Origin of the sequence: Gordonia mangrovi, assembly GCF_024734075.1 — a bacterium.
GTDB lineage: Bacteria > Actinomycetota > Actinomycetes > Mycobacteriales > Mycobacteriaceae > Gordonia > Gordonia mangrovi.
This window is the reverse complement of record NZ_CP102850.1, coordinates 4,216,592-4,229,418: the sequence shown is the minus strand read 5'-3', so window position 1 is coordinate 4,229,418 and position 12,827 is coordinate 4,216,592. Positions and strand designations below refer to the sequence as shown.

Annotated in this window: 7 protein-coding genes; 5 read left to right on the top strand and 2 right to left on the bottom strand. The window is 68.1% G+C overall.

The features are described 5' to 3' along the window. Positions 1 to 33: 33 nt before the first annotated feature. The gene (locus NWF22_RS19205) at positions 34 to 3,423 is read right to left on the bottom strand and encodes a pyruvate carboxylase (RefSeq protein ID WP_160903261.1); all 3,390 of its coding nucleotides are present in this window, start codon (positions 3,421 to 3,423) and stop codon (positions 34 to 36) included. Positions 3,424 to 3,775: 352 nt separating this feature from the next. Here NWF22_RS19205 and NWF22_RS19200 point away from each other — a divergent pair, with 352 nt between their 5' ends. The 5 genes from NWF22_RS19200 to NWF22_RS19180 all read left to right on the top strand — a co-directional run bounded on the left by NWF22_RS19200 (position 3,776) and on the right by NWF22_RS19180 (position 11,537). Beyond that, positions 3,776 to 5,251 carry an MFS transporter gene (locus NWF22_RS19200; RefSeq protein WP_258321208.1) on the top strand — a complete coding sequence of 492 codons (1,476 nt, stop codon included), beginning with the start codon at positions 3,776 to 3,778 and terminating at the stop codon, positions 5,249 to 5,251. A 101-nt stretch (positions 5,252 to 5,352) separates the two neighbouring features. Further along, positions 5,353 to 6,702: an 8-oxoguanine deaminase gene (locus NWF22_RS19195; protein WP_202398856.1), complete on the top strand. Its 1,350-nt coding sequence runs from the start codon at positions 5,353 to 5,355 to the stop codon at positions 6,700 to 6,702. Continuing rightward, positions 6,702 to 7,520: an FAD binding domain-containing protein gene (locus NWF22_RS19190; RefSeq protein WP_160903259.1), complete on the top strand. Its 819-nt coding sequence runs from the start codon at positions 6,702 to 6,704 to the stop codon at positions 7,518 to 7,520. Before NWF22_RS19195 ends, NWF22_RS19190 begins: the two co-directional genes overlap by 1 nt. Next, positions 7,517 to 10,282 (top strand): molybdopterin-dependent oxidoreductase, encoded by a 2,766-nt coding sequence (locus tag NWF22_RS19185; protein WP_160903258.1) that lies wholly within the window; start codon positions 7,517 to 7,519, stop codon positions 10,280 to 10,282. Before NWF22_RS19190 ends, NWF22_RS19185 begins: the two co-directional genes overlap by 4 nt. Continuing rightward, positions 10,260 to 11,537 (top strand): Nramp family divalent metal transporter, encoded by a 1,278-nt coding sequence (locus NWF22_RS19180; RefSeq protein ID WP_160903257.1) that lies wholly within the window; start codon positions 10,260 to 10,262, stop codon positions 11,535 to 11,537. Before NWF22_RS19185 ends, NWF22_RS19180 begins: the two co-directional genes overlap by 23 nt. Here the strand turns inward: NWF22_RS19180 and NWF22_RS19175 are convergent, their stop codons facing one another. Further along, positions 11,538 to 12,764: an acyl-CoA dehydrogenase family protein gene (locus NWF22_RS19175; protein WP_160903256.1), complete on the bottom strand. Its 1,227-nt coding sequence runs from the start codon at positions 12,762 to 12,764 to the stop codon at positions 11,538 to 11,540. It lies immediately after the preceding gene. Positions 12,765 to 12,827 lie beyond the last annotated feature (63 nt).

The window sequence follows — 12,827 nt, the reverse complement described above, 5'->3', positions numbered from 1 at the left end:
TCCACATGGGGAACTGTCGCGAACCGGGGCCGGCTACCCGATCTCGATGAGCAGATCGCCGGGGGCCACCTGGGTGACCTGGCCGATGGCGACGCGGGCCACCTTGCCGCCGACGGGGGCGGTGATGGTGGCCTCCATCTTCATCGCCTCGATGGTGCCGATGGCGGCTCCGGCGGCGACCTCGTCACCGACGTCGACGCTCAGCGACACGACACCGGCGAACGGTGCACCGATGTGATGCGGGTTGCCGCGGTCGGCCTTCTCCGCGGCAGCCACCTCGGCATCGACCGAGCGGTCCCGCACCTGCACCGGCCGGAGCTGTCCGTTGAGGATGCACATCACGGTGCGCATCCCCTTCTCGTCGGGTTCGCTGATCGCCTCGAGCCCGATCAGCAGATCCACGCCGGGCTCGAGTTCCACCCGGTGCTCCTCGCCGTAGCGCAGCCCATAGAAGAACTGGTTCGCCGACAACCGGGACGTGTCGCCGTAGGTCTCCTGGTGATCGTCGAACTCCTTGGTGGGGCCGGGGAACAGCAACCGGTTGAGCGTCTGCTGCCGCTTCTGGCCCGGGGTGTCGAGCGCGTGGGAATCGTCGGCCGACAACTCGGTCGTGGCCGGCGCCTCGGCACGTCCCTCCAGCGCGAGGGACCGCAGCGGTTCGGGCCAGCCACCCGCCGGGTCACCGAGTTCGCCACGCAGGAACCCGATCACCGAGTCCGGGATGTCGTAGCCCTGCGGGTTGGCGGCGAATTCGTCGGCGGTGATACCGCGGCCGACCAACGCCAACGCCAGATCACCGACGACCTTCGATGACGGGGTCACCTTGATCAACCGGCCCAGCATGCGGTCGGCGGCAGCGTAGGCCTCCTCGACGGCCTCGAACCGATTGCCGAGCCCGAGCGCTATCGCCTGCTGACGCAGATTCGACAGCTGACCGCCGGGGATCTCGTGGGTGTAGACACGTCCCGTCGGGGCCGGCAGTCCCGACTCGAACGGCGCATACACCTTGCGCAGCGCCTCCCAGTACGGCTCGAGATCGCACACGGCCGCCAAGTCGAGGCCCGTATCACGGTCGGTGTGCGCGGCCGCGGCCACGATCGCCGACAACGCGGGCTGACTCGTGGTGCCGGCCAGTGCGGCACTGGCGCCATCGACTGCCGACGCTCCGGCCTGCCAGGCGGCCAGATAGGTCGCCAACTGCCCGCCGGGGGTGTCGTGGGTGTGCACATGCACCGGCAGATCGAACTCGCGGCGCAGCGCCGACACCAGCTTCGTCGCCGCCGGGGCCCGCAGCAACCCGGCCATGTCCTTGATTGCCAGCACGTGGGCACCGGCGTCGACGATCTGCTCGGCCAGCCGCAAGTAGTAGTCGAGGGTGTAGAGGTCCTCGTTCGGGTTGGCCAGGTCACCGGTGTAGGACATGGCGACCTCGGCGACGGCGGTGCCGGTCTCGCGCACCGCGTCGATGGCCGGGCGCATCTGCTCGATGTTGTTGAGCGCATCGAAGATACGGAAGATGTCGATACCGGTGGCGGTGGCCTCGGCGACGAACGCCGTGGTCACCTTGGTCGGATACGGCGTGTAGCCGACGGTGTTCGCGCCGCGCAGCAGCATCTGCAGGCAAATGTTGGGTACCGCTTCGCGCAGCTGCGCCAACCGATCCCACGGATCCTCTTTGAGGAACCGCAATGCCACGTCGTAGGTGGCACCACCCCAGCACTCCAGCGACAGCAGCTGCGGAGTCATCGCGGCCACGTACGGGGCCACCATCATCAGCCCGGTGGTACGGACGCGGGTGGCCAGCAGCGACTGATGCGCATCGCGGAAGGTGGTGTCGGTGACGCCGAGCCGCGTGGAGTCACGCAGATCCGCGGCGAACCCTTCGGGTCCCAGCGCCAGCAACCGCTGCCGCGAACCGTCCGGCGGCGACTTCAGGGTGGCCCGATCCAGCGTCGGGAGCTTGTCGCGCGGGTACACCTTGGTGGGCCGCTCGCCGTGCGGCTTGTTGACCGTGACGTCGGCCAGATACGACAGGATCTTGGTGCCACGATCGGCCGAGGACCGCGAGGTGAGCAGCCACGGGCGGTCCTCGATGAACGACGTGGTGACCCGCCCCTCGCGGAAGTCGACATCGTCGAGTACCGCCTGCAGGAATGGGATGTTGGTGGCCACACCACGAATCCGGAACTCGGCCACCGCGCGACGCGCCCGGCGCGCGGCGGTCGCGAAATCTCTTCCGCGACAAGTGAGTTTGACCAGCATGGAGTCGAAGTGACCGGTCACCTCGGCACCGAGGACCGCGCCGCCGTCCAGGCGCACTCCGGCGCCACCAGGACTGCGATAGGCGGTGATCCGCCCGACATCGGGGCGGAACCCGTTGGCCGGGTCCTCGGTGGTGATCCGGCACTGCATCGCGGCGCCCCGAATCTGCACCTTGTCCTGCGACAAACCCAGATCGTCCAGGGATTCACCCGACGCGATGCGCAACTGCGAACCCACCAGGTCCACATCGGTGATCTCCTCGGTCACCGTGTGTTCGACCTGGATCCGCGGGTTCATCTCGATGAACACATGTTGACCGTTCTCGTCGAGCAGGAACTCGACGGTGCCCGCACAGGTGTAGCCGATGTGGCGGGCGAAGGCGACGGCATCCGAGCAGATCGTCTCCCGCAACTCCGGCGGCAAGTTCGGCGCGGGCGCCAACTCGATCACTTTCTGATGGCGACGCTGCACCGAGCAATCACGCTCGAACAGGTGCATCACGTTGCCGTGGGTGTCGGCCAGGATCTGCACCTCGATGTGGCGGGGGTTGACCACCGCCTGCTCCAGGAACACCGTCGGATCACCGAACGCCGCATCGGCCTCCCGCGAGGCCGCCGCGATGGCGTCGCCGAGATCGGCGATCTTTTCCACCCGCCGCATCCCGCGACCGCCACCACCGGCGACCGCCTTGACGAATACCGGGAACTGCATGGACGCCGCCGCCGACAACAGCTCGTCGACATCGGCCGACGGCTCTGACGACGCCAACACGGGCAACCCGGCCGCTTTCGCCGCGGCCACCGCCGTCGCCTTGTTGCCCGTCAACTCCAACACATCCGCCGACGGACCCACGAACGTGATCCCATGATCGGCACACGCCTGCGCCAAACCCTGGTTCTCCGACAGGAAGCCGTAGCCGGGATAGATGGCGTCGGCGCCACATCGTTCCGCTGCCGCAATCACCTCGTCGACCGACAGATACGCGCGCACCGGATGACCGGGAGTACCGATCTGATACGACTCGTCGGCCTTCAGCCGGTGCACCGAGTTCCGGTCCTCGTAGGGAAAGATCGCCACCGTACGGGCGCCGAGCTCATACGACGCTCGGAAGGCGCGGATGGCGATCTCTCCGCGGTTGGCCACCAGAACTTTGTCGAACACGCGTCTCTCTCTCGTCAGTGCGAAGGAACGCACCCGCGACGACGCTGTCGGGGCGCACCCGGTACCGCATTCAATCCACGCTGGATATCCCAGAGTACTGCGCCGGTGTTCGACGACCGACGGCGCCCGAGAGAAACCTCCGAGAATACGCCTGGGTCGTGGGATTCTCACAATCGTGGGGTTTACCTGTGCGTTTCCGGAAACATCACCGACCGAGCGCTCGGTGCGCGGTGCCCCGAAGTCCCGAGACCGCAACGCGAGGTACGTCGTGTCCCGACCGATGAATGTAGGGGACCGCCGACGCCGCCCCCACGCCTCCTCGATAGCGTGGACGATCGGAGGTGTGTGAGTAGTGAGTGCGATACGGCGGCCGGTGGACGAGGATTCTGGCGCGCTCGACATCCCCGACCGCCACCCCCGCCTCGCCGTCACCATCCTGTCCGCCGCGGGCATCGTCGTGGCGTTGATGCAGACGATCATCGTGCCGCTGATTCCGCAGCTGCCCACACTGCTGAATGCCGACCCCGGTGACACGACCTGGGCGCTGACCATCACCCTGCTCGCCGGTGCGGTCATCACGCCCATCGGTGGACGGCTCGGCGACATGTACGGCAAACGGCTCATGCTGGTGGCAAGCATGGGATGTGTGGCGACCGGTTCCGCCGTGTGTGCGCTGTCCACATCGCTGCCGCCGTTCCTGGTCGGGCGTGCCCTGCAGGGTCTCGGATTCGGCACGATCGCGCTCGGCATCAGCGTCATGCGCGATATCGTCCCGCCGCGACATCTCGGTTCGTCGGTGGGCACCATGAGCGCCTCCCTCGGTATCGGCGGCGCCCTGGGTCTGCCCTTCGCTGCGGCCATCGCCCAACATGTCAGCTGGCACGCACTGTTCTGGGCGTGTGCGGCGGCAGCGCTGGCCGGCGCCGCCGGTATCGCGCTCACCGTGCCACAGAGTTCGTCGCGCAGCGGCGGACGTTTCGACCTTCTGGGCGCCATCGGCCTGGCGGCGATGCTGGTCTTCCTCCTCCTGCCGCTCTCGAAGGGGTCGGAATGGGGATGGGCTGCGCCGATCACACTCGGGCTGTTCGCTGCGTTCATCGTGGTCGCCATCGTCTGGTGGTTCGTCGAGCGGCGCGGCACCAACCCGCTCGTCGATCTCGACGTCGCCACCGAACGACCGGTGCTGCTCACCAATATCGCCTCGATCGCCACCGGGTTCGCGTTCTACTCGATGCAGCTGATCCCGATCCAGCTGCTGATGGCTCCGACGGCCGCGCCCAACGGCCTCGGCCTGGACATGGTCACGGCCAGCCTGGTGCTGGCGCCCAGCGGCATCCTGATGTTCTTCTTCTCCCACGTCTCCGCGCGACTGACCGCGGCATTCGGTCCCCGGGTGTCGCTGGCCGTGGGCGGGGCGGTGATCGCCGGCGGATACGTGGTGTTCGTCGTGGCCCTCAGCGGGCCGTGGGCGATGAATTGGGGGATCATGCTCGCGGTTGCCTGCCTGATCGGCGCCGGCCTGGGCGTCGCCTACTCCGCGATGCCCGCCCTGATCATGAGTTCGGTGCGCGTGGAGCAGACCGGCGAGGCCAACGGCGTCAACGCTCTGATGCGGGTGGTCGGTACATCCACCTCGGCGGCCGTCGTGGGCATGATTCTCACCTGGTCGATGGTCACGGTCGACTCCGCCGACGGCGCACCGGTCGGCGCGCCCGCCGAGTCGGGGTATCTGTGGGCGTCGGCGATCTCGCTGGGCGCATGCGTCCTGGCAATCGTCCTGGCGCTCGCGATTCCACCGCGCCGGCCGATCTCCGTGCAGGACGTCTAACCGCCCGGGCATCGACCGAAACGAATCTGTAACGAGATCGTCGTAGCGTGACGCGGGTGTCCTCCAGTGTCTCGTCATCCGGTGCCGATTCCACATCCGCCCTGACGGTGATCGACAACGCCTTCGTGGTGACCGTCGATCAGCAGCGGCGCGAACTGTCGAACACCACGGTGGTGATCGACGGGACACGAATCGTCTCGGTCGGCGCCGCACCGGCGGATCTGCCGGCCGGAGCGGTCCGGGTGGACGGAACAGGTTGCGTTCTCACCCCGGGGTTGATCAACACCCACCATCACCTCTATCAGTGGATCACCCGCGGCCTCGCCGCCGACCACACGCTGTTCCAGTGGCTCACCACCCTGTATCCGATCTGGGCCGGCATCGACGAGACGGCGGTCCGCACCGCCGCTCTCGGCGGACTCGCCCAGCTGGCGCTGTCGGGCTGCACCACCACCACCGACCACCACTACGTCTTCCCCGCCGAGGGCGGCGATCTGCTCGGCGCCGAGATCGACGCCGCGGCCACGATCGGGCTGCGCTTTCACCCCACCCGCGGATCGATGGATCTCTCGGAGAAGGACGGCGGTCTGCCCCCGGACTCGGTGGTGCAGAGCATCGACGAGATCCTGGCCGCCAGCTCCGACGCGGTGTCGCGCTGGCACGACCCCGCCGATGACTCGATGTTGCGGATCGCGTTGGCGCCCTGTTCTCCGTTCTCGGTGACCACCGACCTGTTGCGCGAATCTGCCACGCTGGCTCGCGACCTCGATGTCCGGATGCACACCCATCTGGCCGAGTCACTCGATGAGAACACCTACTGCGACGAGCACTTCGGGTGCACTCCGCTGCAGTACATGGAGTCGGTCGGTTGGGTCGGCGACGACGTGTGGTTCGCCCACGGCATCGAGTTCGACGACGACGAGATCGGCCGACTCGCCGCAACATCCACCGGTGTGGCCCATTGCCCCACCTCCAATGCGCGGCTGGGCAACCGGATCTGCCGCACCCGCGATCTCGTCGACGCAGGCGTCCCCGTCGGACTCGGCGTGGACGGCGCGGCGTCCAACGAGTCGTGCCGGCTCCTCGAGGAGGCCCACCAGGCGGTGCTGATGGCCCGGGCCCGTGGCGGTCCCACCGCACTCACCACCCGCACGGCCATCGAACTCGCCACGATCGGCGGCGCACGGGTACTCGGCCGCGCCGCCGACACCGGTTCGATCGAACCGGGAAAGCTCGCCGACCTGGTCCTGTGGGATCTGACGTCGGTGGCCCACAGCGGGATCGACGACCCGGTCGCCGCACTGGTGCTCGGCGCGATCCCCCCGATCGCCGCGAGTTGGGTCAATGGGCGCCGCGTCGTCGACGCGGGAACCCTGCTGACCGTCGACACCGAGCGCGTCGCCGCCGACGTCGCGCGCGAACATCGGCGACTGATCGAGAAGGCGGGTTGATGGACCTCAACACCATCGAACGGTATCGCTACGCCCGAACACGTGGGGATCTGCGGCTCGAGCCGGGCGAGCGCGTGGTGGCCGGCGGCACCTGGTTCTTCTCCGAGCCGCAGGTCGAGGTCGACGGCATCGTCGACCTCACCACCATGGGATGGCCCGCGCTCGAGGATCTACCCGACGACGGACTGCGCATCGGCGCGACGTGCCCCATCTCGGTGATCGCCACGATGCCGCCGCGACCGGCGTGGCGTGCGCAGCCATTGTTCGGTGCGTGTGCGAACGCACTGTTGGCCTCGTTCAAGATCTGGAACGTGGCGACCGTCGGCGGCAACATCTGCCGGTCATTCGCGGCGGCGTCGATGGTCTCGCTGGCGGCGGGCCTCGACGCCTCGGCCGTCATCTGGTGTCCGGACGGCAGCGAACGCCGATCCCCGGTGGCCGAGTTGATCACCGACAACGGCGCCAACTCGCTCGCCGACGCAGAGATCCTGCGCGCCATCGACATCCCGGGCACCTCGATGCGGTCGACGACCGCATTCCGCAAGATCGCCCTGGCCGAGCTCGGCCGCTCAGGGGCAGTGGTCACCGGCCGCCTGGAGGAGAGCGGGTCGCTGGTGGTCGCCGTCACCGCCGCCACCCGGCGGCCGCATGTGATGCGCTTCGACACCATCCCCACCGCCGATGATCTCCACGAGCGCGTCGTGTCCGCCGACGACTTCTACACCGACCCACTCGGGTCGGCGGACTGGCGCCAGGCCACCTCGGCCGTGCTGGCCGAGGAGGTCCGTACCGAACTCGCCGAGAGGGCCGGATCATGAGATTCTCCGTCAACGGCGACCCGCACGAGGCCACCCCGCGTCCCGGTCAGTGCCTGCGAACCCTGTTGCGCGACACCGCACACTTCGAGGTGAAGAAGGGCTGCGACGCCGGCGACTGCGGCGCGTGCTCGGTGCTGGTGGACGACGCGCCGGTCCACTCGTGCATCTTCCCCGCCCAGCGCATCGAGGGACGCGAGGTGACGACGGTCGCCGGTTTGGGCACCCCGGGCGACCTGCACCCGATGCAGCAGTCCTTTGTCGACAACTTCGGCTTCCAGTGCGGATTCTGCACCGCCGGCATGATCGTCACCGCGTCCACTCTCGACGCCGATGACCTCGACGATCTGCCCCGGAAGATGAAGGGCAACATCTGTCGCTGCACCGGCTACCGCTCGATCCGGGACGCGATCACCGGGGCCGTCACGCCGACACCACCCCCGACCGGACATCGGGTCCCGGATGGCCCGGACAGCAGCATCGGGCGATCGGTCAACCCGCCGGCCGCCCGCCGCGTCGTCACCGGCACCGAGCCCTACACCTTCGACGTCGCGGTCGACGGTCTGACCTATCTGCGCGTGCTCGCTTCCCCGCATGCGCACGCACGGATCGTGTCCATCGACACCGCCGCCGCCGAACAGGTGGACGGCGTCGTGCTGGTGCTCACGCACGAGAACGTACCGCAGACGCGGTTTTCCACGGCCCGCCATGAGTACCGTGAGGATGACCCCGACGACACGCTGATCCTCGATTCCGTCGTCCGGTTCGTCGGCCAGCGGGTGGCGGCGGTGGTCGCCGAGACCGCGGCGGCCGCCGAGCGGGCCTGCCGACTGATCGAGGTCTCCTACGAGGTCCTGCCCGCGGTGTTCGACCCCGAGGAGGCCCGGCAGCCGGGTGCGCCGGCGATCCACCCGGATCGCACTGCGCTCGATCGAGTGAATCATGCCGACCGCAACGTGATCGCCGACTTCCACCACGGGTTCGGCGGCGACATCGACACGGCGCTGGCGGATTCGACGGTCACGGTGTCGGGTACCTGGTCGACCGCGCGGGTCTCACATGCCCAACTCGAAACGCACGGCAGCATCGGATGGCTCGACGACGACGGACGACTGGCCATCCGGACCAGCACCCAGGTGCCCTTCCTGGTCCGCGACGAACTCGCGCACATCCTCGACCTCGCGCCGGATCGGGTCCGCGTGTTCGCCGCCCGCGTCGGCGGCGGTTTCGGCGGCAAACAGGAACTACTGACCGAGGATCTGGTGGCGTTGGCGGTGCTGCGGACCGGCCGGCCGTGTGCCTACGAGATGACGCGCACCGACGAGATGACGCGCACCACCTACCGTCATCCGTTCCGCGTCGACGTGGCTCTCGGCGCCGATGCGGACGGCGTACTCACCGCGATGAAGATCGACGTGCTGTCGGACACCGGCGCGTACGGCAACCACGCCATCGGGGTGATGTTCCACGCGTGTGCCGAGTCGATCTCGGTGTACAACTGCCCGGTCAAGCGGGTCGACGCCGAGGTCGTCTACACGAACAATCCCCCGTCGGGTGCCTTCCGCGGTTACGGCTTGGGCCAGGTGATATTCGCGATCGAGTCCGCGCTCGACGAATTGGCGGCCGAACTCGACGTCGACCCGTTCGAGATCCGTCGCCGCAACGCCGTCGCCGATGGCGACCCCCTCCTCGCCGCGCATCCGGAGCCCGAACCGGATCTCGTCTACGGCAGCTACGGCCTCGACCAATGCCTCGATCTGGCGCAGGCGGCGCTGGCGCGCGGCAACGGCGCCGAGCCGCCGCCCGGCCCGCACTGGCGGGTCGGTGAGGGCATGGCGCTCGCGGCGATCGCGACGATGGCCCCGCGTGGACACATCTCCCGGGTGCACGTGACGCTCGACCGGGCCGGCGACTACCACGTCGGTATCGGAACAGCCGAGTTCGGCAACGGCACCACGACGGTGCACACCCAGATCGCCGCCGCAACGTTGCAGACCACCCCCGACCGGATCCGGCTCCACCACGGTGACACCGACGCCGCCGAATACGACACCGGGGCCTTCGCCTCCGCCGGGACGACGGTGGCCGGCAAGGCCCTCCATCGTGCCTGTATCTGCCTGCAGGAGAAGCTGATCGGTGCCGCCGCCACCGTTGCCGAGGCGGAACCGGACCGGGTGGTGCTGACCGCCGACGGCGCGCTCGTGGGTGACCGGATGGTCTCCTTCGGCGAGATGATCGACGTCCTCGAACCCGACTCGGACCGCGTGACGGCCACCGGCGAGGAGACCGGCGACGTGCGTTCGATCGCCTTCAACGTCCACGCATTCCGGGTCGCGGTGGATACTCGGACCGGCGTGGTGCGCATTCTGCAATCGGTCCAGGCGGCCGACGCCGGGACGGTGATGAACCCGCAGCAGTGCCGCGGACAGATCGAGGGCGGCGTGGCGCAGGCCATCGGATCGTCGCTCTACGAGGAGATCATGCTCGCCGACGGCGTGCCGCTGACCGGCGTCTTCCGCACCTACCGAGTGCCCCAGATGGCCGACGTGCCGCCGACGGAGGTCTACTTCGCCGAGACATCCGACGAGCTGGGACCGTTCGGCGCGAAATCGATGAGCGAGTCCCCCTACAACCCGGTGGCGCCGGCGCTGGCCAATGCGATTCGCCGGGCGATCGGCGTGCGCCCCTTCGCACAACCGATGTCGCGGGACCGGGTGTGGCGGCTGATCAACCGTGGGGTGGGTGACACTGGTCGGCACGCGTAGCGGCAGGGATGGCACCACGCGTCGACGGGTGTCGGACGCCCGCAGCGGTCTCGTCCGCAATCTCGCCCTGTTCGGGCCGGCGTTCGTCGCCGCGATCGCCTACGTCGATCCCGGCAACGTCGCGGCCAACATCACCGCCGGCGCCCGGTATGGCTTTCTGCTGGTCTGGGTTCTGGTGCTGGCGAATGTGATCGCGATGCTGATCCAGTACCAGTCGGCCAAACTCGGCATCGTCACCGGCAAGAGCCTGCCCGCGCTGCTGGGTGATCGTCTGAGCACCCGGCCGCGGCTGGCGTTCTGGGTGCAGGCGGAGGTGGTGGCGATCGCCACCGATCTGGCCGAGGTGCTCGGTGGGGCCGTCGCCGTGCAGTTGTTGTTCGGTCTGCCGCTGGTGCTCGGCGGGGTGATCGTGGGCGCGGTCTCGCTGGCCCTGCTGCTTCTGCAGAATCCTCGGCAGGAACGCACCTTCGAGCGCGTCATTCTGGGGCTGTTGGCGATCATCGTCATCGGTTTCCTGGCCGGTCTGGTGGTCAACCCACCGCCGGTGGACGCGGTCCTCGGTGGGCTCGTTCCGCGACTGGACGGACCGGAGACCGTGCTGCTGGCCGCCGGCATGTTGGGGGCGACCGTGATGCCCCACGCGATCTACGTGCACTCGGCGATGGTGATCGACCGACACGGGGTCACCCGGTCGGCGGACCGTAAGCGAAAGCTGGTGCGGGTCACGCGCTGGGACGTGGTGGTGGCGCTGATCGTCGCCGGCGCGGTGAACATCGCGTTGTTGTTGCTGGCCGCCCAGAACCTGCGCGGCAAAGAGGGCACCGACACCATCGAGGGCGCCTACGACGCGGTCGCCGACGCCCTCGGCCCGGCGATGGCAACCGCCTTCGCCATCGGACTGCTGGCCAGCGGATTGGCGTCCACATCCGTCGGATCGTCGGCCGGGGCGGCCATCATGGGCGGCCTCCTGCACAGACACATCCCACTGTTCGTCCGTCGCGTGATCACGGTCATCCCGGCGCTGGCGGTACTGGCGCTCGGCGTCGACCCCACCTGGGCCCTGGTCATCAGTCAGGTGGTGCTGAGCTTCGGCATCCCGTTCGCGGTGATTCCGCTGGGACGGTTCACCGCCGACCGGTCGCTGATGGGTGAGTTCACCGACGGATGGCCGCTGCGGCTGACCGCGGGCATCGCGTCGGTGTTGATCGTGCTGCTCAACCTGACGCTGATCGGGCTGGTGGTGACCGGCGCCTGATCAGCCCCGCAGCAGACCTTTGGCGACGTGGGTCACCTGGATCTCGTTGCTGCCCGCGTAGATCATCAGCGACTTGGCATCCCGCGCAAGCTGCTCCACCCGATACTCGGCCATGTAACCGTTGCCGCCGAACAGCTGCACCGCCTCCATCGCGACCTCGGTGGCCGCCCTGGACGAATACAGCTTCATCGCCGAGGCCTCGGCGAGGCTCAGCGGTTTGCCGGCCTGGCCGCGTTCGATCGCGCTGAACAACATGTTCTGCACGTTGATGCGCGCCACCTCCATCTCGGCGAGCTTGAGCTGGATGAGCTGGAACTGGCCGATCTCCTGGCCCCAGAGCGTGCGGGTCTTGGCGTAGTCGATCGACAGCCGCTGCGCCTCGTTGATGATGCCCAGCGACAGCGCGGCGATGCCGACGCGCTCGGCGGTGAATCCCGCCTTCGCGCCCTCGCCGCCGCGGGTGTCGTCGCCGGTGTCCTCGGTCTCACCGAGCAGCCGGTCCTTGCCCAGACGCACGTTGTCGAAGAACAGTTCACCGGTCGGCGAGCTCGTCATCCCCATCTTCTTGAAGGGTTTGCCCTGGGTGAGACCGGGCATGCCCTTGTCGAGGACGAAGGAGAGCACCTTGCGATCGCGCATCGGGGTGTCGCTGCCGTCGTCGAGCTTCGCGAACACGACGATGGTGTCGGCGTAGGGCCCGTTGGTGATGAAGGTCTTCTGGCCGTTGAGCACATACTCGTCGCCGTCGCGGCGCACCGTGGTCTTCATGCCGCCCAACGCATCCGAACCGGACTCGGGTTCGGTGATCGCCCACGCGCCGACCTTCTCCATCGTGACCAGCTCCGGCAGCCACCGCTTCTTCTGCGCGAGGGTGCCCTTGCCACGGATCGTCGAGGTGGTCAAACCCATGCTCACGCCCATCGAACCGACCAGGCCCAGACACACGCCGGCCAGCTCGATGTTGACGATCATGAACATCGATCCCGACATGCCTCCGCCACCGCCACCACCTGACGGCTTCTCACCGGCGGCCTCGGCGGCGAGTTCCTTTTCGAGGGCATCCTTGGCCATCGCATCGACACCGAAGGTCGACAGCAGCTTGCGGGTGATGTCGTAGGGCGGGAGCACACCGGTCTCGAGTTCGTCGATGTGCGGCCTGATCTCCTTGTCGATGAACGCGCGCAAGGCATCTCGGACCATCAGGTCTTCGTCGGACCACTCGAACATCGTCATTCTCCCCGGGGCCGGTGTTCAACCAGAACACGTTGCAGTCATCTCGCAGACAACTGT

Coding starts and splice junctions, on each gene's coding strand:
- NWF22_RS19190 (WP_160903259.1), top strand. CDS start 6,702: ATGGACCTCAACACCATCGAACGGTATCGCTACGCCCGAACACGTGGG.
- NWF22_RS19185 (WP_160903258.1), top strand. CDS start 7,517: ATGAGATTCTCCGTCAACGGCGACCCGCACGAGGCCACCCCGCGTCCC.
- NWF22_RS19175 (WP_160903256.1), bottom strand. CDS start 12,764: ATGTTCGAGTGGTCCGACGAAGACCTGATGGTCCGAGATGCCTTGCGC.